The 21,622-nt window shown below is 50.2% G+C and carries 17 protein-coding genes and 1 riboswitch; of the genes, 15 read left to right on the forward strand and 2 right to left on the reverse strand.

All coding sequences use genetic code 11. The features are described 5' to 3' along the window. Positions 1-84 precede the first annotated feature (84 nt). Positions 85-1,917, forward strand: a complete 1,833-nt coding sequence (gene typA, locus ACR0QE_RS07085) for a translational GTPase TypA (protein WP_432627666.1) — start codon at positions 85-87, stop codon at positions 1,915-1,917. 100 nt (positions 1,918-2,017) lie between these two features. Here the strand turns inward: typA and ACR0QE_RS07090 are convergent, their stop codons facing one another. Continuing rightward, on the reverse strand, positions 2,018-2,992 hold the full coding sequence (locus ACR0QE_RS07090; protein ID WP_432627667.1) for a sugar-binding transcriptional regulator: 975 nt from the start codon (positions 2,990-2,992) through the stop codon (positions 2,018-2,020). 332 nt (positions 2,993-3,324) lie between these two features. Between ACR0QE_RS07090 and ACR0QE_RS07095 the strand changes: the two genes are divergently transcribed. The 12 genes from ACR0QE_RS07095 (at position 3,325) to ACR0QE_RS07150 (ending at position 18,336) form a co-directional block, all read left to right on the forward strand. Further along, positions 3,325-4,467 carry a 2-methylaconitate cis-trans isomerase PrpF family protein gene (locus ACR0QE_RS07095; RefSeq protein WP_432627668.1) on the forward strand — a complete coding sequence of 381 codons (1,143 nt, stop codon included), beginning with the start codon at positions 3,325-3,327 and terminating at the stop codon, positions 4,465-4,467. Between the two features lie 19 nt (positions 4,468-4,486). Next, positions 4,487-5,341 carry a DUF6282 family protein gene (locus ACR0QE_RS07100; protein WP_432627670.1) on the forward strand — a complete coding sequence of 285 codons (855 nt, stop codon included), beginning with the start codon at positions 4,487-4,489 and terminating at the stop codon, positions 5,339-5,341. Between the two features lie 32 nt (positions 5,342-5,373). Continuing rightward, positions 5,374-6,669, forward strand: coding sequence for a 2-hydroxycarboxylate transporter family protein (locus ACR0QE_RS07105; RefSeq protein WP_432627671.1), 1,296 nt, complete (start codon positions 5,374-5,376; stop codon positions 6,667-6,669). A gap of 96 nt (positions 6,670-6,765) precedes the next feature. Beyond that, complete coding sequence (locus ACR0QE_RS07110; RefSeq protein WP_432627672.1) at positions 6,766-9,054, forward strand: hydratase; 2,289 nt, start codon at positions 6,766-6,768, stop codon at positions 9,052-9,054. A 357-nt stretch (positions 9,055-9,411) separates the two neighbouring features. Next, a complete protein-coding gene (locus ACR0QE_RS07115) occupies positions 9,412-10,059 on the forward strand; it encodes a single-stranded DNA-binding protein (protein WP_432627673.1) in 648 nt (215 codons plus the stop codon). A gap of 95 nt (positions 10,060-10,154) precedes the next feature. Next, entirely contained in the window at positions 10,155-10,664 is a 510-nt protein-coding gene (locus ACR0QE_RS07120) for a cob(I)yrinic acid a,c-diamide adenosyltransferase (protein WP_432627674.1), read from the forward strand. Between the two features lie 79 nt (positions 10,665-10,743). Further along, a riboswitch (Lysine riboswitch) is annotated at positions 10,744-10,921 on the forward strand. Positions 10,922-11,050: 129 nt separating this feature from the next. Then, a complete protein-coding gene (dapA, locus tag ACR0QE_RS07125; protein WP_432627675.1) occupies positions 11,051-11,935 on the forward strand; it encodes a 4-hydroxy-tetrahydrodipicolinate synthase in 885 nt (294 codons plus the stop codon). Between the two features lie 122 nt (positions 11,936-12,057). Beyond that, the gene (gene dapB / locus ACR0QE_RS07130) at positions 12,058-12,825 is read left to right on the forward strand and encodes a 4-hydroxy-tetrahydrodipicolinate reductase (RefSeq protein WP_432627676.1); all 768 of its coding nucleotides are present in this window, start codon (positions 12,058-12,060) and stop codon (positions 12,823-12,825) included. A gap of 156 nt (positions 12,826-12,981) precedes the next feature. Further along, on the forward strand, positions 12,982-13,368 hold the full coding sequence (locus ACR0QE_RS07135) for a hypothetical protein (RefSeq protein ID WP_432627677.1): 387 nt from the start codon (positions 12,982-12,984) through the stop codon (positions 13,366-13,368). 414 nt (positions 13,369-13,782) lie between these two features. Further along, entirely contained in the window at positions 13,783-15,222 is a 1,440-nt protein-coding gene (gene purF, locus ACR0QE_RS07140; protein ID WP_432627693.1) for an amidophosphoribosyltransferase, read from the forward strand. 126 nt (positions 15,223-15,348) lie between these two features. Further along, positions 15,349-16,779 carry an adenylosuccinate lyase gene (gene purB, locus ACR0QE_RS07145; RefSeq protein ID WP_432627678.1) on the forward strand — a complete coding sequence of 477 codons (1,431 nt, stop codon included), beginning with the start codon at positions 15,349-15,351 and terminating at the stop codon, positions 16,777-16,779. 267 nt (positions 16,780-17,046) lie between these two features. Then, on the forward strand, positions 17,047-18,336 hold the full coding sequence (locus tag ACR0QE_RS07150; RefSeq protein WP_432627679.1) for an adenylosuccinate synthase: 1,290 nt from the start codon (positions 17,047-17,049) through the stop codon (positions 18,334-18,336). 144 nt (positions 18,337-18,480) lie between these two features. Here ACR0QE_RS07150 and ACR0QE_RS07155 read toward each other — a convergent pair whose 3' ends face one another. Beyond that, positions 18,481-19,578: a ribonuclease H-like domain-containing protein gene (locus ACR0QE_RS07155; protein WP_432627680.1), complete on the reverse strand. Its 1,098-nt coding sequence runs from the start codon at positions 19,576-19,578 to the stop codon at positions 18,481-18,483. Between the two features lie 209 nt (positions 19,579-19,787). Between ACR0QE_RS07155 and ruvA the strand changes: the two genes are divergently transcribed. Together ruvA and ruvB are read left to right on the forward strand one after the other, a co-directional pair. Continuing rightward, complete coding sequence (gene ruvA / locus ACR0QE_RS07160) at positions 19,788-20,426, forward strand: Holliday junction branch migration protein RuvA (RefSeq protein ID WP_432627681.1); 639 nt, start codon at positions 19,788-19,790, stop codon at positions 20,424-20,426. A gap of 31 nt (positions 20,427-20,457) precedes the next feature. Then, entirely contained in the window at positions 20,458-21,456 is a 999-nt protein-coding gene (gene ruvB, locus ACR0QE_RS07165; RefSeq protein ID WP_432627682.1) for a Holliday junction branch migration DNA helicase RuvB, read from the forward strand. The last annotated feature ends 166 nt before the right edge of the window (positions 21,457-21,622 follow it).

Genomic DNA, 21,622 nt, shown 5'->3' on the forward strand with positions numbered 1-21,622 from the left:
CTGTAATGGAAACTGAGAACAGGAGCTAAGGGCAGAGTTGATTGTCCTTAGCTCTTTTAAAGATTAAAAAGGAAGATCACAGAGATGAAGATTAAGAGAGAAGACGTAAGAAACATCGCGATTATCGCCCATGTTGACCACGGTAAAACAACCCTGGTTGATGAGCTGTTAAAGCAGAGCGGTGTATTCCGTGCAAATCAGGAAGTGGAAGAGCGTGTCATGGACTCCAACGATATCGAGCGTGAGCGCGGTATCACCATTCTGTCCAAGAACACCGCAGTTTTCTACAAAGACAAGAAGATCAACATCATCGATACTCCTGGACATGCAGACTTCGGCGGAGAGGTTGAGCGTGTACTGAAGATGGTAGACGGCGTTGTTCTGGTTGTAGATGCTTATGAGGGCCCGATGCCGCAGACGAAGTTCGTTCTGCAGAAGGCACTGGATCTGGATCTCTCTGTCATCGTCTGCATCAACAAGATCGACCGTCCGGAGGCAAGACCGAACGATGTCATCGATGAGGTTCTGGAACTGTTCATGGATCTGGATGCTTCTGATGAGCAGCTTGACTGCCCGTTCGTATACGCATCTGCAAAGGCTGGATTTGCGAAGAAGGAACTGGACGATCCGGACGTGGACATGAGCCCGCTGTTTGAGACGATCATCAACTACATTCCGGCTCCGCAGGGTGATCCGGATGCACCAACCCAGATGCTGATCTCCACAATCGACTACAACGAGTATGTAGGCCGTATCGGTATCGGTAAGATCGACAATGGTGTTGTAAAGGTCAACCAGGAAGTTGCAATCGTAAACCATCACGATCCGGATAAGATGCGCCGCGTTAAGATCGGTAAGCTGTACCAGTTCGACGGTCTGAAGAGAGTTGAGGTTCAGGAGGCAACCATCGGAGATATCGTTGCTGTTTCCGGAATCACCGATCTTCACATCGGAGATACCCTGTGTTCCGTGGAGAACCCGGAGGCAATTCCGTTCCAGAAGATTTCTGAGCCGACGATCGCCATGAACTTCATGGTAAACGACAGTCCGTTAGCAGGTCAGGAAGGTAAGTTCATCACTTCCCGTCACATCCGTGAGCGTCTGTTCCGTGAGCTGAACACCGATGTCAGCCTGCGTGTTGAGGAGACGGATTCCCCGGATTGCTTCAAGGTATCCGGACGTGGTGAGCTTCATCTGTCCGTCCTGATCGAGAACATGCGCCGTGAGGGCTTTGAGTTCGCAGTCAGCAAGGCAGAGGTTCTCTACAAGTACAATGAGAGAAACCAGAAGCAGGAGCCGATGGAGCTTGCTTACATCGATGTTCCGGAGGAGTTCACCGGCGCTGTTATCCAGAAGCTGACTTCCAGAAAGGGTGAGCTTCAGGGAATGAGCCCGACAAACGGCGGATACACCCGTCTGGAGTTCTCCATCCCGGCAAGAGGTCTGATCGGATACCGCGGTGAGTTCATGACCGATACCAAGGGAAATGGTATCATCAACACGATGTTCGACGGATATGGCCCGTACAAGGGTGATTTAAGCTACCGCAGAACCGGTTCCCTGATCGCATACGAGAGTGGTGAGGCAATCACCTACGGTCTGTTCAATGCACAGGAGCGTGGAACCCTGTTCATCGGACCTGGCGAGAAGGTATATTCCGGTATGGTTATCGGACAGAGCCCGAAGACCGAGGATATCGAGGTTAACGTCTGCAAGACGAAGAAGCTGACCAACACCCGTTCCTCAAGCTCCGATGAAGCTCTGCGTCTGGTTCCGAAGAAGGTGATGAGCCTTGAGCAGTGCCTCGAGTTCATCGATACCGATGAGCTTCTTGAGGTTACCCCGGAGAACCTGCGTATCCGTAAGCGTATTCTTGATCCTCTTCTGCGTAAGCGTGCATCCTTCAAGAAGGGTTGATTGGAAAAATAAAAAATGGGAATTGCATCTGAAAAGGTGCAGTTCCCATTTTTTGTATATCGGAAAATTTTCAGGAAAGTGTTATTTGATCGAAGCAATTTCACTGCTCAGAATTTACATTGCTTAAAATCTGTTCTGCGGTCGCGCGGTCAGTGATCAGCTCGTTGATGTAGCGGTTTTTCATGCAGGCGATCATCATGTCGACCTTGTGGCGCCCGGTCGCAATCGCGAGCTTGTGCGGTGTCGTCAGAACATCCTGAAGGGAGGCGGCGACAATCTTGCGGTTTAAGCTGATATTTGCAATTCGTCCGTCCTTGTCGAGCACATATCCGTAGATGCTGCCGATGCAATTTTTCTCCTCATTCCAGTCTTCCTTTGCGAGATAAGGCTTTAACACCGGGTTGTTGAACGGAAGACTGGAGCGGCTGCCGATGCCCGTCAGGACGACGTCCATCTTTCGGGTCGCATTTAAGGTGTGTTCGATCAGCGGTTCTCTGAGCATGGCATTTCTTGCCTGCTCATCGTTGATATATACCGGAATATTCATATAAAAATACTCCCCGTTAAATTTCATCGCGATTGTGTGCGTGATGTTTCTGGAACCGTCCGAAGAGTTGATATGGCGGAAACAGCCGCACAGCTGGACGACGTTTACCGGATTCTGCGTTTTGGGATCGAGCGCAGTCGCAACACTCCGGATCGTCTTTCCCCAGGTCACACCGATGGTGGCATTTGGTGTCAGAATTTTTTCGAGATAGTTTGCTCCGGTCTTTCCGATCTCGGTGAGAGCTTCCGCGCGCGAGAGATCCCGGGTATCGAGAACGATCGCCTTGGAGAGCTGGAACGTCTCCGTCAGCGCGTGCTCGAGGGCTGAGTGACGTTTGTTCGGCTTATGAATCGTGATCTCCACGATCCCTTCTTCCCTTGCATTCTGAATCATCTTGGCAATCTTAAAACGGTTGCAGTCGTACTGACGCGCAATCTCCTGCTGCGTCATTCCCTGATTATAATAAAGGTCGGCAATCTCCGACATGAGGGTGGCAGAATCCTCCTCAAATGTGATCTTTGTATTCATATGAGCAATCTCCTTAAAACGAGTAATGTGAGAAGTTTCTGCGTGTCCGGATGAGTCTGACTGATATTCTTCTCTTGTATTTCCTATTATATCAAATGAAAATGGAAAAGAAAACGAGTTTCGTGAGAAAAAATAGCACATAACAACAAATGTTATTTCAATCAACATATGTTACAAAAATAAATGAAAATAATTGTGAAAAAGTGATATGGAAAATCATTAACAAGTATTGTATGATAATACCAACAAAACAAATGTGATTTTAAATAACAAATGTTAAAATAATAAAATCAGATTCAAAAAAGATAATCAAATCAAGCAGGAGGAGAAAAATGAGAAAGTTTAAGACCGTGTTTATGAGAGGCGGTACCTCAAAAGGATGTCTGTTTAAGAAAGAAGATCTGCCGGAAGACCGCGCAGAGTGGGATGATATTTTTATGCAGGTCATGGGCTGTCCGGATCCGAAACAGATCGACGGCATGGGCGGAACCGTTTCCTCCAACAACAAGATCGTTGTGATCTGGAAGTCCGGGGAGCCGGGAGTTGATATTGAGTATCTCGTCGGTCAGGTCATCGTCGGAAAGCGTCAGGTCGACTACAAGTCCAACTGCGGAAATATGACCGCAGCGGTTCCTGCATTTGCGGTTGAGGAGGGAATGGTCACGATCACCGAGCCGGTGACAACTGTGAGAATGCTCAACAAGAACACCGATAAGTACATCAATGTCGATGTCCCGATTGATCCTGAGACTCACACCTTTGCCGATGATGGTGACTGTGAGATCGCCGGTGTGGATGGAACGGCAGCGGAGCTGAAAGTAGATTTCTTAAATCCTGCGGGTGCAAAGACCGGAAAGCTTCTGCCGACCGGAAATGTGAAGGATGTCCTGGATATTCCGGGATTTGGAAAAATCGATGCGACGATCATCGATGTGTCAAACCCGATCGTCCTCGTCCGCGCAGAGGACATCGGCATGAAGGGAACCGAGCTTCCGGAAGCGGTCAATGCGAACAAGGAAGTCTGCGACCTGCTTGAGAAGATCCGTGGAACAGCCTGCGTCATGATGGGATTTGCAAAAGATTTAAAGGATGCAACCGATCACCAGCCGGGTGTTCCGAAAGTCGGATTTGTCACAAAGCCGGTTTCCTACACCGATCTTGAGGGCAAGGAAGTTGAGGCAGATAAGATGGATGTCTGTGCGAGAGTCATTTCTGTATTTAAGTGCCACAAGGCCTGCCCGCTGACTGCGGCAAGCTCAATCGCAGTGGCTGCAAAACTTGAGGGAAGCCTTGTCGCTGAAGTGGCGCGGGATATGGGCGCAGCAAATATCCGGATCGGTCATCCGAGCGGAATTATGACGATGGTGCCGACGGTAAAGCTTCAGGGCGGGAATCCGGCGGATGCAAAAGTTCCGGGTGTTGCCGTACAGAGAACAGCAAGACGAATCATGGACGGTTATGTCTATATTCGATAGACAGACAGGAGGAGAGAACATGGAAGAGAACAGACTGAAGGGAATCATTGACCTTCACATTCACACGGCGCCAGATGTCAGACAGCGGAAAATGAATGATCTTGAGATCATGGAAGCTGCTGTTAAACGGGGTGTCCGGGCGGTTGTGATCAAGTCACATGTGATGCCGACCGTCGGGAGAGCACAGATCGTCAACCGGGTCAAGGAAGAAAAGTATGGCGATACTTCGGACTTTCAGATGTTTGGAGGCGTTGCGCTGAACCGCTTTGTTGGCGGAATCAATCCGTGGGCAGTCGAGACAGCTTTAAAACTTGGGGGAAAGTTAGTCTGGATGCCGACAAACACAGCAGAGAATGACTGTAAGAAGCAAAACAAGACAAACTGGGTTTCGGTTGTCAGAGATGGAAAGATCGTTCCGGAACTCAAAGATGTCTTTGAGCTGATAAGGGATTACGATGCCGTGCTTGAGACCGGCCACATCTCACCGGAAGAGTGCAGAATCGTGGCAGAGGCTGCAAGAAACGCAGGGGTCAAGAAGATTGTCATCACACATCCGGAGTTCTGGGTAGTTGGCATGAGCGTGGAGGAGCAGGCGAGAATGGTAAAGGATTACGATGTCCTTCTCGAGCACGTCTACGCACAGCCGATCGGCGGGGGCGTTTACAAGAAAAACCTGGAAACGAATGTGGAGGCGATGAAGGCGATCGGATGCGAGCATTTCATTGTGGCAACCGACAGTGGTCAGACGCAGAATCCGTACTGGTATGAGTCCATCAAGGAATATATTGATTATCTGTACGATGTGGGTGGATTCACGAAGGAGGAAGTTGACCGGATGACGAAAGAAAATCCGGCAAAGATGCTTGGTATCTAAACGGTCTGCGGGGAGAAGGAGAAAACGGGCTTATGAAAACTTTTAAAATCTACGGGATGGAGTGGTACATTTTTGCATTTTTCGCAGTGGTTGTGCTTGCGGCAATCGGTTTTGGGATTGTGCCAAACCAGCTGATCGGTGCGATCGCGGTGATGTTCACACTCGGAATCATCCTCGGTGAGATCGGAGAGAGACTTCCGATCTGGAACAAGTATTTTGGCGGCGGAGCAATTCTGACATTTTTAGTCTGTGGTCTGGTTACATACTTCGGCAAGATGCCGGAGGGCGTGGTGGCGATCTCAAAGGGCTGGATGAGTGATTACAGCTTCCTGAATGTATTTATCTCGATTCTGGTGGTTGGATCTCTTCTGGGACTTGACCGCAAGCTGTTAATCAAATCGGCAACCCTGTATCTGCCGGATATTCTGGCCTCTCTTGCAGGTGCCTGCCTTTTTGGAATTCTCGGGGGAATGATTTTTGGAAAAGGTCCGGTTGAGATTGTGATTTCCTATGTGCTTCCGATCATGGGAGGCGGTGCCGGAGCAGGTGCAATCCCGCTGGCATCGGTGTATGAGGATGTGACCGGGCAGGATGCGGCAAGCTATCTTTCCTTTGCACTGGCGATTCTTGCAGTCGGAAACATCGTATCGGTTCTCTTTGCGATCATTCTTGACAACGTTGGACGTCTCTTCCCGGCACTGACCGGCCACGGAGAACTGATCCGCGCAAAGGGCAAGGATGCAGTCAAGGATAAGGAAGCAGCGAAAGTGACGCTCACGATGGATGACATCGCAGCGGCGATTTTCCTGACAGGCGGTTTCTTTGTTCTCGCACAGCTGACAGCAAAAAAGATTCTGCCGTCCGTGTTCGGAGTGGCAATTCCGAATTTCGCATACCTGATTATTTTTGCGGCACTGGCAAATATTTTTAACCTGATTCCGGAAAACTTAAAGGCGGCCTGCCACAGATGTCAGCAGTTCTGCGGTTCCAAGCTGATCTGGATCCAGATGGTCGGTGTCGGCATCACCCTGATTGATTTCAATGAGATCATCTCGGCACTCAGCCCGGCAAACTTGACGATTGCGGTTCTGATCGTTCTCGGCTGTGTGCTCGGATCTGCAGTCTTTGGATGGTTCATCGGTTTCTTCCCGATTGAGTCTGCAATCACCGCCGGTCTTTGCATGGCAAATATGGGAGGTGCAGGAGACCTTGCTGTTCTCGGCGCGGCAAAGCGCATGGATCTGATGAGCTACGCTCAGATCTCATCCCGAATCGGTGGTGCCATGGTGCTGCTGATCGGCAGTCTTGTATTCCAGTTTCTGGGATAACCCGCATGGGGAGACAAAAGAACAAAAGTGGATTAAGAAAAGCAAAAAGTATGAATGTGAAAAAGAAAAGTTAAAGTCAAAAAACAGGAGGACATTATGGTAAAGTTACATGAAGGTGGAGTTTATCTCGTAAATGGTGAGACCTTGATTCCGGAAGCAGAGGCAGCAAGAGTGGAACAGCTTACCGGCAAGGCAGCCACAAAGGAAGAGGCAAAGAAGGGTACGATTGCCTATGGAATCATGAAGGCACACAACCAGAACGACAACATGGACAAGCTCCAGATCAAGTTTGATGCAATGGTTTCCCACGACATCACGTTCGTCGGCATCATCCAGACTGCCCGTGCTTCAGGCATGGAGAAGTTCCCGCTTCCTTATGTACTGACCTGCTGTCACAACTCCCTGTGTGCAGTTGGTGGTACGATCAACGACGATGACCATTACTTCGGTCTGTCCGCAGCAAAGAAGTACGGCGGTCTCTTCGTTCCGCAGCACATCGCAGTCTGCCACCAGTTCATGCGTGAGCGTTTCGCAGGCGGTGGAAAGATGATCCTCGGTTCTGACTCCCACACCCGTTACGGTGCACTCGGTACGATGGCAATCGGTGAGGGCGGTGGCGAGCTGTCCAAACAGCTGTTAAAGCAGACCTACGATGTCGCTTACCCGGGCGTAATCGCAATCTACCTGACCGGAAAGCCACAGCCGTTCGTAGGACCGCACGATATTGCACTCGCAATCTGTGGAGCGGTATACAAGAACGGATATGTAAAGAATAAGGTAATGGAGTTTGTTGGACCGGGCGTTTCCTCGATGACAACCGATTACAGAAACGGCATCGATGTTATGACAACTGAGACCACCTGCCTGTCCTCGATCTGGAGAACCGATGAGGATACGAAAGCCTTCCTGACCAAGCATGGCCGTGGCGATGAGTTCAAGGAGCTGAATCCGGATGCAGTTGCATATTACGATGGCTGTGTGGAGATCGATTTGAGCACGATCAAGCCGATGATCGCACTTCCGTTCCATCCGTCAAACGCATACGAGATCGATTACCTGTATGAGAACCTTGAGGACATCCTGCGCGAGACCGAGAAGGCAGCAGATCAGGTCGCTGAGGGAAGAGCACACTTCACTCTGCTTGACAAGATTACAAAGGACGGCAAGCTTCAGGTACAGCAGGGAATCATCGCAGGTTGTGCTGGTGGTAACTACACGAACGTTGTTGAGGCAGCTCACGCACTGAAGGGCAAGAACATCGGAGACGGCGAGTTCTATCTGTCCGTATATCCTTCCTCTCAGCCGGTTTACACCGACCTCGACCGCAAGGGTCTGCTTGCAGATCTGATGGATGCAGGTGCCGTGATCCGTTCCGCATTCTGTGGACCGTGCTTCGGCGCAGGCGATACCCCGGCTAACAATGCACTTTCTATCCGTCATACGACGAGAAACTTCCCGAACCGTGAAGGTTCTAAGCCGGGCAACGGTCAGATGTCCGCAGTTGCTCTGATGGATGCTCGTTCGATCGCAGCAACCGCAGCAAACGGTGGTAAGCTGACTTCCGCAGAGACGATGGATTGCTGGGGCGATATTCCGGAGTACAACTACGACGATCGCGCTTACAAAGCAAGAGTCTACAACGGCTACAACAAGGCAGATCTCGATTCCGAGCTTCGCTTCGGACCGAACATTAAGGACTGGCCGGAGATGGAGGCACTCTCTGAGAACATTCTGTTAAAGGTTTCTTCCAAGATTCTTGATGAGGTGACGACAACCGATGAGCTGATTCCGTCCGGTGAGACTTCTTCCTTCCGCTCCAACCCGCTCGGACTGGCTGAGTTTACGCTCTCGAGACGTGATCCGGAGTATGTAGGCCGTGCAAAGGCCGTACAGGCAATGGAGCAGGAGAGACTGGCCGGAACCGTGAATGCAGAGATTGCAGAGGTCATGAAGGTAGTCAACACGATCCCGGGTCAGGAGTCCGTCAAGGCAGAGGATGTGGAGATCGGTTCCACGATCTACTCCAACAAGCCGGGCGACGGTTCCGCAAGAGAGCAGGCTGCTTCCTGCCAGAGAGTACTGGGCGCACTTGCAAACATCACGCAGGAGTACGCAACGAAGCGTTATCGTTCTAACTGCATGAACTGGGGCATGATCCCGTTCCACTTAAAGGGTGAGCCGACGATGTTCGAGGTAGACGATTACATCTACGTTCCGAACGCACGCACTGCAATGGATGGTGATCTGAGCGATATTCCGGCTTATGTCATCAAGAATGGCAAGGCAGAAGAGATCCATCTGTATGTACAGCCGATGACCGATAACGAGCGCAAGATTGTGAAGGCAGGAAGCCTGATCAACTTCAACAGAAACGGCCAGAAGTAAGAAAGAAAAACAGCACATGATACACGAATACACCATACAACAAACCTGTAACAACCTGTAAGAATTTGTAACACGATACAACAACCCCGATCAACTATGCAGAAGGCGGAGACATGAAAAAAGTGTCTCCGTCTTTTGTCTGCCTTCTGTTTTGTTTCACGGAAAATGAGAAATTTCTCAAACTGCCAGAGGAAAAAATTTTGGCGTTTCGCACGGAAAAACGTGGGGAAACAGGGAGAAGTGCCGGAGTTTGTCGGGATAAGGCGAACGCTTCTTTTCATAGGCAGGAATTTCCGGTCATATAGATAGTACCAGCGAAAAGCAAAAAATGTTTATGAAAAAGGAGAGAGAAGTACCATGGCAGACAAAATGATTGAGAACAACAAAGTGAGTGTGATCGGAGAGATTGTATCCGGATTTACCTTCAGCCATGAGGTGTTTGGCGAAGGGTTCTATGTGGTTGAGGTTGCAGTGAGCCGTCTGAGCGAGCAGGCTGACATCATCCCGCTCATGATTTCCGAGCGCCTGATCAATGTGAAAGAAGACTACCGGGGCTGCACCGTCGAGGCGATCGGGCAGTTCCGCTCTTACAACCGCCATGAGGGAGTGAAGAATCGTCTGGTGCTCTCTGTCTTTGTTCGTGAGATTCATTTCATGGAAAAATTTACGGACTATACAAAGACCAATCAGATCTTCCTCGATGGCTACATATGCAAGAATCCGATTTATCGGAAAACGCCGCTTGGCAGAGAGATTGCGGATCTTCTCCTGGCGGTAAACCGCCCGTATGGAAAATCGGATTACATTCCGTGTATTGCGTGGGGACGGAATGCGAGATTTGCGTCAAACTTCGAGGTCGGAACGAGAGTCAGGGTCTGGGGACGTGTCCAGAGCCGCGAGTACACGAAAAAACTCAGCGAGACTCAGTGTGAAAAGCGGGTTGCCTATGAGGTGTCGATCAGCAAGCTTGAGTGTGCCGAGGAGAAGGAAAATGAGAATTTTTGATAAAGAGCGGTTGGGGCGGCAACACGATAAAACTTGCAAAATAAATCAGAATGTGATACGATAGGCGCGCGATAAAACCATTGAGGTGCATAAAGATGAGTACAGGAAAAGTAGAGATGATCTGCGGCGGAACCTGTTCCGGCAAAACAGCGCTGGCACTCGGAAGAGCGCTTCAGGCTGCCGCAAGAAAAAAGAATGTGATTATTATTGAATTTCTCAAGGGCAGTCAGAAGTTTGACAACATGGAGATTCTGGAGCGTCTGGAGCCGGAAATCAAGATTTTCCGTTTCGAGAAATCGAACTGCTATTTTGAACATCTGAGTGAGGAGGAGAAGCGGGAGGAGCGCGTCAACATCCGCAACGGTCTGAACTATGCGAAGAAAGTTCTGACGACGGGGGAGTGTGATCTTCTGGTTCTCGATGAGGTGCTCGGAACGCTTGATCAGGGAATTATTGAGCGGGAAGAACTCAAGGCGATTCTGGACTGCCGGGATGAGGCCGGCGTGATTCTGACCGGACAGGTGCTTCCGGAGCGGCCGGAGGAGCTTGCCGACCGGGTGGAGCGCGTGAGCGTGGATGTTTTTGATGCCGGAGCGTCTTTTTGATTGCACGGCAGACTATCCGGGAAATATCCGGGATTGACAATTCTTTCATATAATGGTAGTATAACAACATACAGAAAAACAAAAAAGTAGAGGTTGCGCGAAGCATGAGTACAGTACCAGATGCGTCAGGCCGCAGGGGAAGGCGCTGGAAAGGGTGGGCGCCGAAGGCAGGGGACGAGCCGAACGTCGTTTGTCTGGTCAGCTGGTGAAGAATCATATGACTGTCATCCAGGGGTGGATGGAGCGCTACTTAAAGAGAAGAGCAGAGGCTGCGAACTTTAAGGGCGATCATTCGTCGCCACAGAGTTCACAGCCTTTATTGTTTTGCATATTCATATTTATTATTTACATTTATTCATGTGATGTGAAATTTAGGAGGAGAAGTTATGGCTATTTTTGAAGGCGCAGGAGTTGCACTCGTTACCCCGTTTACTGAGTCCGGAGAGGTAAATTACCCGAAGTTAAAAGAGATCGTTGAGGAGCAGATTGCAGGCGGAACCGATGCGATCATCGCGTGCGGAACGACAGGTGAGTCCGCTACGATGAGCCATGAGGAGCATCTCGATGTCATCCGCTATGTGTGTGAGGTCGTAAATCACCGCATTCCGGTTATTGCAGGAACCGGTTCTAACTCCACAAAAGAGGCGATTCATCTGTCTCAGGGCGCAGAGAAAGCCGGCGCAGACGGTCTTCTTCTTGTAACCCCTTACTACAACAAGGCTACCCAGAACGGCCTGATTGCTCACTATACTGCAATCGCAAATTCTGTAAGCCTGCCGATCCTTTTATACCACGTTCCGAGCCGTACCGGTGTGACGATGAAGCCGGAGACGATCGTGAAGCTGTGCAAGGATGTTCCGAACATCGTGGGCGTAAAAGAGGCAAGTGCAAACTTCTCCGCAATCGCAGAGATCATGCAGTTAGCGGATGGCTGTGTGGATCTGTACTCTGGAAATGATGACCAGATCGTTCCGCTTCTGGCACTCGGCGGAAAGGGCGTGATCTCCGTTCTCGCCAACGTTGCTCCGCGCCAGACTCACGACATCTGCGCTTCCTTCTTTGAGGGCGATGTGAAGAAGAGCTGTGAGATGCAGTTAAAGGCAATTCCGGTAATCAATGCACTCTTCTGTGAGGTAAACCCGATTCCGGTTAAGGCAGCAATGAACATGATGGGCAAGGAAGTTGGCCCGCTGCGTCTGCCGCTTACCGAGATGGAGCCGCAGAACAAAGAGCGCTTAAAGAAGGCAATGGAAGAGTACGGAATTCTGTAATCCGATCAGAAAAATCTTCCCGTTTGTGTGGTGCATGAACGGGAACGGAAATTTCACAAGAATGGAAGAATGACAGATAAATTTCGTATAACGATATTGCAGATAAAGAGGAATTGACAGATATGGTAAGAATGATTATGCATGGATGTGGTGGTGCAATGGGACGCACCATCGCAGGACTTGTGGAAAAGACAGAGGGAATTGAGCTTGTTGCAGGAATCGATCTTCACGCTTCCGGTCAGGAGACTTTCCCGGTATTTGCGTCCCTGAGCGAGTGCGATGTCCCGGCAGATGTTGTCGTGGATTTCAGCTCCGCAAAAGCAGTCGATGCGCTGATGGATGTCTGCGCAGAGAAGAAGCTTCCGCTTGTGCTCTGCACGACGGGACTCTCCGAGGAGCAGATTGCCCATGTGAATCAGACGGCAGAGCAGACGGCTGTGCTTCGCTCTGCAAACATGTCTCTCGGAATCAACACGCTGATGAAACTCTTAAAGGATGCGGCAAAGGTTCTCGCAGGAGCAGGATTTGATGTGGAGATCGTGGAGAAACACCACAACCAGAAGTTAGATGCGCCGAGCGGAACCGCTCTGGCACTTGCAGACTCAATCAATGATGCGATGAATGATGTCTACCATTACAAGTATGACCGCTCTAAGGAGCGCGCAAAGCGTGATCCGAAGGAAATCGGAATCTCTGCCGTGCGCGGCGGTTCGATTGTCGGAGAGCACGATGTGATCTTTGCGGGAACCGATGAGGTAGTGACCTTCTCCCACACCGCATACTCCAAGGCAATTTTTGCAAAGGGAGCAATCGAGGCGGCGATTTTCCTTGCTTCCCAGAAGCCGGGACTGTACACGATGGCAGATGTGATCGAGGCATCTTCCAAGTAAGACATCCGTTTTTGAAAGCATTTGCTTGAAATGTTTTTTTGAAAATTCTGGAAAAAAAGGCAGCAAAGTCCTGAGATAATCTGGAACATTTTTTCACATACTAAGAAGGCATGAAAAAGTTACTGTGCATGAAGAGCAGGTGAAAGGAGAACAGATATGAAGAGATTCAGGATTTTAGGCTGCCTTTTTGTCGTCGTATTGACGGCGCTTATGCTGTCAGGCTGTACGAGAGACAGAAACAATGGAAACAGTGGGAATAATGCCCAGATGACGACGCAGGCGCAGACCGGACAGGCGGGCACATCCTTAGAGAGTGGGACGGGCGGTGAGAACATCACAGCTCCGGCGGAAACATCGATGGGCGGCGCCGGAACTGTGGAATCCACAGATTCCATGGGTACTGTGCCGGAGACGGAACCGGCCTCTTTAGACTCCATGACAACGCAGAGTGGGGGTGAGGAGAGCACCGGGGTGATCGGCGGACTTGCGGACGATCTCGAGCGCGCCGTGACGAATGCCGCTGATGAAGTGACCGGACGATAAAAAATCTGAGGGCTGCAGCTACACCGGGCGGGTGCTGTGATGCAGTCCTCTTTTTTGGCGTGCAGTAACGATTGACAGTTTTCGTGAAACCGATTATGATAAAAATGAATCAGACAAGCAATAAACGCTCATTACAGTTCGTTGCACAAACTGTAATGGATTTTGCCGATGCTTCGCATTCCAGACCGGCAAAATCTTCATCCGTTACTGTATCGTACGGAATTTTCAGTTCAGAAAATTCCTACCCGTATACAAGATGCAATAAACGCTCATTAATTAATCTAATAAAAGATGCTATTGCAATTCCTTATATGCTGTATTATAATTTCTACTGAACTGGCAGCTATTTATTTATTCTGCTTATAAGTTGCGAGAGAAACTGATACCATGGAGAGAGAGGAACGAGAAAAGCCGATGAAGGACGAGAGACAGATGCTGCATTCCGATGATGTACATGAGGAGTGTGGTGTTTTTGGAATGTATGATTTTGACGGCAATGATGTGGCATCCGAAATTTACTATGGATTATTTGCACTGCAGCATCGCGGACAGGAGAGCTGCGGAATCGCAGTCAGCGATACAGAGGGACCGAAGGAAAAAGTAAATGCCTACAAGGGAATGGGTCTTTGCAATGAGGTGTTTACGCACGAGATTTTGGAAGGACTTCACGGAAATATCGGCGTGGGTCATGTGCGTTATTCCACTGCGGGCAGCAGCACGCGTGAGAATGCCCAGCCGCTTGTTCTCAATTATGTAAAGGGTACACTGGCACTGGCTCACAACGGAAACCTGGTCAATGCCCCGCAGCTGCGCCGGGAACTCGAGTACACCGGAGCAATCTTCCAGACGACGATTGACTCGGAGGTCATCGCTTATCACATTGCGAGAGAACGAGTGAAGACTCCGACCGTAGAGGCGGCTGTCGCGAATGCGATGAAGAAGATTGTCGGTGCGTATTCTCTGGTCATCATGAGCCCGAGAAAGCTGATCGGTGCGAGGGATCCTTTTGGATTCAAGCCGCTGTGCATCGGCAAGAAGGACAATGCCTACATACTGGTATCAGAAAGCTGTGCCCTCTCCACGATCGACGCAGAGTTTGTGCGCGATGTGGAGCCGGGTGAGATCGTGACGATCACGAAGGACGGAATTGTCTCTGACAAGAGCATGTGCCTGCCGAAAGAGAAGCAGGCGAGATGTGTGTTTGAGTACATCTATTTTGCGAGACCGGACAGCGTGTTTGACGGGGTGAGTGTCTATGGCTCCCGCATTTATGCAGGACGTTGTCTGGCGAAGGATTCCCCGGTGGAGGCCGATCTGGTGGTTGGCGTTCCGGAGTCCGGAAATGCCGCAGCGCTCGGATACTCGATGGAATCCGGAATCCCATACGGAACGGCATTTGTGAAGAATTCCTATGTAGGACGTACCTTCATCAAGCCGAAGCAGAGCAGCCGTGTGTCGGCCGTCAAGGTTAAACTGAATGTCCTCAAGGAGGCAGTGGAGGGCAAGAGAGTCATCATGATCGACGATTCGATTGTCCGCGGAACGACGAGCCATCTGATCGTAAAGATGCTCCGCGACGCCGGTGCGAAGGAAGTGCACGTAAAAGTCAGTGCACCGCCGTTCCTTTATCCGTGCTATTTCGGAACAGATATTCCGTCTTCCGACCAGCTGATTGCGAGCGGACGCACGGTTGAACAGATCCGTCAGATCATCGGTGCAGATTCCCTGTCCTACTTAAAGATTGAGCGCCTCTCAGAACTCTCTGAGGGACTTCCGATCTGTACGGCATGCTTCTCCGGCAAGTATCCGGTAGACCCGCCGACAGAGGATATCCGCGGTGAGTACACCCGGTAATAGCAAAGACAAAGAACGTGAACGTTTGATTCAGATACAGAGGAATAAGACAGGCAAGACGAGAGAAAACGTAAGCCACAAGACAGAGACAGAAGTCATAAAAATAAGACACAGGAGGTTCTTTTGATGAACGACCGATATCAGAGCCCGTTATCAGAGCGCTATGCGAGCAGAGAGATGCAGTACATCTTCTCTCCGGACAAGAAATTCAAGACATGGAGAAAGCTGTGGATTGCTCTGGCAGAGACCGAGAAGGAGCTTGGTCTTCCGATCACCCAGGAGCAGATCGATGAGCTGAAAGAGCATGCAGAGGATATCAACTATGAGGTGGCAAAGGAGCGCGAGAAACTTGTGCGCCATGATGTCATGTCCCATGTATATGCATATGGACAGCAGTGCCCGAAGGCAAAGGGAATCATCCATCTGGGTGCAACTTCCTGCTATGTAGGCGACAATACCGACCTCATCATTATGACAGAGGGACTTCGCCTTGTCCGCAAGAAACTGATCAATGTGATGGCAGAGCTTGCAAAGTTTGCAGATCATTACAAGAACCAGCCGACACTTGCATTCACCCACTTCCAGCCGGCACAGCCGACGACTGTTGGAAAGCGCGCTACCCTGTGGCTCCATGATTTATATCTGGATCTCGAGGACTTAGAGTACGTTCTTGGCTCGATGAAACTGCTCGGCTCAAAGGGAACGACGGGAACTCAGGCAAGCTTTCTGGAGCTGTTTGAGGGAGATCACGAGAAGTGCCGCAAGGCAGATCAGATGATCGCAGAGAAGATGGGATTTGCGGGATGCTATCCGGTATCCGGTCAGACCTATTCGAGAAAGATCGACACCCGTGTGCTGAACATTCTGGCAGGAATTGCCCAGAGTGCGCACAAGTTCTCAAATGACATCCGTCTTCTTCAGCACTTGAAGGAGGTTGAGGAGCCGTTTGAGAAGAATCAGATCGGTTCTTCCGCAATGGCATATAAGCGCAATCCGATGAGAAGTGAGAGAATTGCATCCCTGTCCAACTATGTGATGAGCGATGTGATGAACCCGATGATGGTTTCCTCCACACAGTGGTTTGAGCGCACCCTTGATGATTCTGCAAACAAGCGTCTGAGCATCCCGGAGGGCTTCCTCGCAATTGACGGAATCCTGGATCTGTACCTGAATGTTGTGGATGGACTTGTGGTATATCCGAAGGTAATTGAGAAGCACATGATGGCAGAGCTTCCGTTCATGGCAACCGAGAACATCATGATGGATGCCGTGAAGGCAGGCGGAGACCGTCAGGAGCTCCACGAGCGCATTCGTCAGCTGTCCATGGAGGCTGGAAAGAACGTGAAGGAGAAGGGACTTGACAACAACCTGCTCGAACTGATCGCAGCAGATCCGACCTTTGGCATGAGCTTAGAGTCTCTGAAGGCATGCATGGAGCCGTCCCGCTATGTGGGCCGTGCACCGCAGCAGGTCGATGAGTTCCTCGCAGAGGTCATTCAGCCGGTTCTCGATGAGAACAAAGATGTGCTCGGTATGACCGCAGAGATCACGGTTTAGTGGTATCCGCTCCGGCCGGGGACTTTAAATTTTCTGATCCATCAGTTCCATCAGAAAATTCAGGATGTGACGGGAGAAGTCTATCCAAAATTAATTAATAGTTATAAGATTCGCTAATAACTAAAGGCAGGCAGATTAGAAAATCTGCCCGCCTTTTTGTGCTTTTTATATTGATTTTGCTCCCGTTATCCGATATACTGTTAATGCTTGAAAAAATCAGGGCAAAACTAAAACTTTGTTTTATGATAAAGACGAAGGAGATTGATTATGTCAAAGGTAGATGTCGTTATTGGTTGTTTTTACGGTGATGAGGGAAAGGGCAAGGTCATTGACTATCTGGCAGAGCATGCAGATATCGCAGTTCGCGCCACTGGCGGAGACAATGCCGGCCATACGATTGAGGCAGGCGGCGTAAAGTATGCAATGCGCCTGACCCCGTCCGGAATTCTTTCCGGCCACACGATTGCCGTGCTTGGAAACGGAATGGTTCTGAATCCGCAGGTTCTGCTTGAGGAGATTGCAAACCTGAAGGCTCATGGCTTCGATGTAGATCATCATCTGAAAATCAGCGAGAAAGTACAGATCATTTTCCCGTACCACAGAATGCTTGACCGTGCGCTTGAAAAGGCGAGAGGCGGCAGCAAGATCGGAACGACCGGAAAGGGAATCGGACCGGCATACTGCGATAAGTATGAGCGCAGCGGAATCCGTATGGAGGATCTGTATGAGGCGAACTTCAAGGAGAAACTGCAGCATGCAGTGGAATCCAAGAAGGCACTCTTAAAGTTCTATGACCCGGAAGATACCACGATCGATGAGGCACTTGACTTTGAGAAGATCTATGCAGAATACAGCAGCTATGCAGAGCAGTTAAAGCCGTATATGTGTGACACGGTGACTTATCTGCACAAGGCACTTGAGGAGGATAAGAACGTGATCGTGGAGGGTGCCCAGGCAACTCTTCTTGACATCGACTTTGGTTCTTATCCGTATGTAACTTCCTCCAACCCGACTGTCGGCGGTATGGTAACCGGAAGCGGACTGAGCGCAGGCGATATCGGCAATGTGTATGGTGTCATCAAGGCATATTCCAGCCGTGTCGGCGAGGGCCCGTATGTAACCGAGCTTCTTGATGAGACCGGAGACAAGATCCGCGAGCTGGGTCATGAGTATGGTACGGTTACCCATCGTCCGAGACGTTGCGGATGGCTGGATCTTGTGACCTTAAAGTATGCAAAGCGTCTGAATGGTCTGACCGCTCTGTGCGTGAACCATTTAGATACGATCGGAAAATTTGATAAGATCAAGGTTTGCGTTGCTTACGACTGCAACGGAACCGTTACCGAGGATTTCACCACGAATCTGACGGTTCTCAACAGCGCAAAGCCGGTTTACAAAGAGTTTGACGGCAACTTTGGCGATATTTCCGGATGCACAACCTACGAGGAGCTGCCGGAGAACGCAAAGGCATACATCCGCTTTATTGAGGAGTACATCGGAGTTCCGGTAAAATTCATCGGAACCGGCGCAGGCAGAGATGCCATGATCGTGCGCTAAACTGGTTAAATGAATGAATCATAAAATGATTTGAACCAGTGAAAAACAACATAAAAATCAGACAGGTCGGGAGCGCGCGAAAGCAGGTTTCCGGCCTGTCTGTGTTTTGTTCAAATATTTATTGAATGATCTAAATGATCTGAATTATCTGAGTCCGAGATGATGCAGAACCTGACTTAAATAGGCAGCAAAATCACCGGAGTCCGAGAGCCGGACATCAGAGAGCGCCGCATAGGAGAGCCGATCTTTCGGCTCTTTTTTGAATGCGGGTTCCCAGAGAATTTCAAATTGAGGGACGAAGCAGTCTTTCTGGGCGGTATAGCAGGTGCGGGCAGTCGCCTTTGCGCGGGCGGCGGAACCCGCAAGCGAGAGAAGACTCTTGTGAATTGCGGTATCCTGTTCCGGAAGGTAGTAGTAGTCCCGGTAATTGGCATAGAAATGCTTCAGCGTTCCCTCATAGAGATCGATCGTCAGAGTCAGTTTGTTTCCCTCTATATCACAGGAGACGGGCTCGAGGCTGTACCCGACAGGAACGGGAATCTCACAGTCTGCCGCGCAGACAAGGCGGAGCAGATGACGGCGCCTTCCATAGAAATCTGTCTCAGCGAGCACCTGCTGGGAGATGAGGGAGAGGTTCTGCTCGAAGAAATCCGGATAATTTAAGATCGGCAGAATCGCCGGCATTCCCTTGAGATCATCCTCGTTGTGGAGAATCAGATCGTCGTAGAGACTCTGTTCATGCGTCATCAGATATTCCTCGTAGACGGCGATCAGCTCGCCGCCCGAGTAGCGGTCTTTCCGCGATACGCCGAGAAACTGCTCAATCGATTTCTGCTTCATGCTCTCAAGTCCGAGAAGCTTTCGGTAAGGCTTGATTTTGCGGTAAATGTCGACGCTTTTGATCCCGGAGAAATCGTATGGAAGATCAAAATGGTGACAGCGCTTGAGCAGATATGGAATGTCGAACCCGTCCCCGTTAAAGTGGATCAGGGTGCGATAGTTCTTTAGAAAGGCGAAAAAACTGTGGAGCAGTTCTGCTTCAGCCTCCTGCGTGTCGGCAAACCACTGGATCAGGTTCCAGTTTCCGTCCTGATAGTAGGTGCATCCGATCAGGTAGAGGTGGGAGCGGTCACCGGAAAATCCGGTGGTCTCAATGTCAAAAAAGAGCAGATCCTCAAGCGCTCCGATGCGCTCGAGCGGATAGGTGTCCGGAAGATTTAAACGTTTTTCGATGGTGATCATGGAAAGTCCTCTTTCAAGTAAGTATTCGATAAAATGGCGGGTTAGGATCGGCGGCTTGAAAATTTATTATAAATATTATAAAAAGGAAGCTTTGGAAAGTCAACGAGGAAAGTGAAATGAGAACTTATGTTTGCATTTGGATGGGGGATATGGTATACTGCCATTCAGAAACGTAAAAACGATGGACAGGGTGATTGGAGGATCGGAAATTGTTTTCATATATCAAGGGACCGCTTGCGGAGATCTGGGAGAATCAGGCGGTTGTGGAAGCCGGGGGAATCGGCTGGAATATTCAGGTGCCGGTCTCGGTTTTGGATCAGCTTCCGAGGATTGGAGAGGAGGTACGGCTCTACACATCTTTTCAGGTGAGAGAGGATGCGATGACGCTGTACGGTTTTCTGACGAGACAGGATTTAAAGATGTTTGAACAGCTTCTCGGTGTCAATGGAATCGGACCGAAAGCGGCGCTTGGGATCTTGTCTGTGCTTGCGCCGGATGATCTTCGGATTGCGATTGTCTCGGAGGATGCAAAGGCGATTGCGAAAACACCGGGAATCGGGCCAAAGACCGCAAAGAGAGTCATTCTGGATTTAAAGGACAAGATTTCGATGGAGGAGATTCTTTCCGGTGATCTGGAGGGCACGGACAGTGACAGGAAGGAGCAGACGGCGCGATCATCCGGCGGCAGTTCGGCGTCAAGGGGAGTGACAAAGGATGCGATTGAGGCGCTGACGGCACTTGGATATTCACTGACGGAGGCTTCGCGGGCTGTGCGGAAAGTTGAGATCACAGATGGAATAAGCGTGGAGGCTGTCTTGAAAGCCTCCTTAAAATATCTGGCAGGGTGAGGCCAAAAAGGATAGAGGAAGAAAAAGATAAATGGAGCGACGAATTATCACAACGGAAGTGACGGCGGAGGACAAGGCGTTAGAGCCGAATCTCAGGCCGCAGACGCTTGAGGAATATATCGGTCAGGAGAAAATCCGCCACAATCTCAAGATTTACATTGAGGCGGCGAAGGCGAGAGGAGAGTCCCTCGACCATGTGCTGTTTTACGGGCCGCCGGGACTGGGAAAGACGACGCTTTCCGGGATTATTGCAAATGAGATGGGCGTCAACATGAAGGTGACTTCCGGTCCGGCGATTGAGAAACCGGGCGAGATGGCGGCTATTCTCAACAACCTTCAGGAGGGAGATGTCCTCTTTGTCGATGAGATTCACCGGTTGAACCGTCAGGTGGAGGAGGTGCTCTATCCGGCGATGGAGGACTTTGCGATTGACATTATGCTCGGAAAAGAGGCGTCCGCGAGATCGATTCGCCTTGACCTTCCGCATTTTACGCTTGTGGGCGCAACGACGCGGGCAGGACTTTTGACAGCTCCATTAAGAGACCGTTTTGGCGTGGTCCAGAAATTGGAATTCTATACGCCGGAGGAGCTGAGCGTGATTGTGGAGCGCTCTGCAAGAGTCCTCGGGGTGGAGATTGATCCCCGGGGGGCAGCGGAGATTGCGCGCCGGTCGAGGGGAACTCCGCGTCTTGCGAATCGTCTCTTAAAGAGAGTGCGCGATTTTGCGCAGGTAAAATACGATGGAGTGATCACGAAAGAGGTTGCAGACTTTGCTCTTGATATTCTCGATGTGGATAAGATGGGACTGGACAACAACGACCGGAACATTCTGCTGCTGATGATTGAAAAGTTCGGCGGAGGACCGGTTGGACTTGAGACGCTTGCAGCGGCGATGGGAGAGGATGCCGGTACGCTCGAGGATGTCTATGAGCCGTATCTTCTGATGAATGGATTCATCAACCGGACTCCGCGCGGGCGGGTTGCGACGGAGGCGGCATACCGTCATCTGGATATCCCGTTCAAGGGGTGAAAATGTTAAGGTTTGTGCAATGCATGGGCGGTAACACGTAAACAGACATGGAATGACTCTTGTTCCTTGGTTCCAGATATGGTAAACTAAGGTTACCGTATCTGGGCAGGAATTTTTTGAACGGAAAATTCCGGATGATACAGTGACAGACTAAGGGATGTTTCCT

Origin of the sequence: Brotaphodocola sp. (assembly GCF_050873065.1) — a bacterium.
In the GTDB taxonomy this organism is placed as follows: domain Bacteria; phylum Bacillota; class Clostridia; order Lachnospirales; family Lachnospiraceae; genus Brotaphodocola.

Bases quoted from the DNA above. Each gene is read 5' to 3' on its own strand.
- typA (WP_432627666.1), top strand. From the start codon at position 85: ATGAAGATTAAGAGAGAAGACGTAAGAAACATCGCGATTATCGCCCAT.
- ACR0QE_RS07090 (WP_432627667.1), bottom strand. From the start codon at position 2,992: ATGAATACAAAGATCACATTTGAGGAGGATTCTGCCACCCTCATGTCG.
- ACR0QE_RS07095 (WP_432627668.1), top strand. From the start codon at position 3,325: ATGAGAAAGTTTAAGACCGTGTTTATGAGAGGCGGTACCTCAAAAGGA.
- ACR0QE_RS07100 (WP_432627670.1), top strand. From the start codon at position 4,487: ATGGAAGAGAACAGACTGAAGGGAATCATTGACCTTCACATTCACACG.
- ACR0QE_RS07105 (WP_432627671.1), top strand. From the start codon at position 5,374: ATGAAAACTTTTAAAATCTACGGGATGGAGTGGTACATTTTTGCATTT.
- ACR0QE_RS07110 (WP_432627672.1), top strand. From the start codon at position 6,766: ATGGTAAAGTTACATGAAGGTGGAGTTTATCTCGTAAATGGTGAGACC.
- ACR0QE_RS07115 (WP_432627673.1), top strand. From the start codon at position 9,412: ATGGCAGACAAAATGATTGAGAACAACAAAGTGAGTGTGATCGGAGAG.
- ACR0QE_RS07120 (WP_432627674.1), top strand. From the start codon at position 10,155: ATGAGTACAGGAAAAGTAGAGATGATCTGCGGCGGAACCTGTTCCGGC.
- dapA (WP_432627675.1), top strand. From the start codon at position 11,051: ATGGCTATTTTTGAAGGCGCAGGAGTTGCACTCGTTACCCCGTTTACT.
- dapB (WP_432627676.1), top strand. From the start codon at position 12,058: ATGGTAAGAATGATTATGCATGGATGTGGTGGTGCAATGGGACGCACC.
- ACR0QE_RS07135 (WP_432627677.1), top strand. From the start codon at position 12,982: ATGAAGAGATTCAGGATTTTAGGCTGCCTTTTTGTCGTCGTATTGACG.
- purF (WP_432627693.1), top strand. From the start codon at position 13,783: ATGAAGGACGAGAGACAGATGCTGCATTCCGATGATGTACATGAGGAG.
- purB (WP_432627678.1), top strand. From the start codon at position 15,349: ATGAACGACCGATATCAGAGCCCGTTATCAGAGCGCTATGCGAGCAGA.
- ACR0QE_RS07150 (WP_432627679.1), top strand. From the start codon at position 17,047: ATGTCAAAGGTAGATGTCGTTATTGGTTGTTTTTACGGTGATGAGGGA.
- ACR0QE_RS07155 (WP_432627680.1), bottom strand. From the start codon at position 19,578: ATGATCACCATCGAAAAACGTTTAAATCTTCCGGACACCTATCCGCTC.
- ruvB (WP_432627682.1), top strand. From the start codon at position 20,458: ATGGAGCGACGAATTATCACAACGGAAGTGACGGCGGAGGACAAGGCG.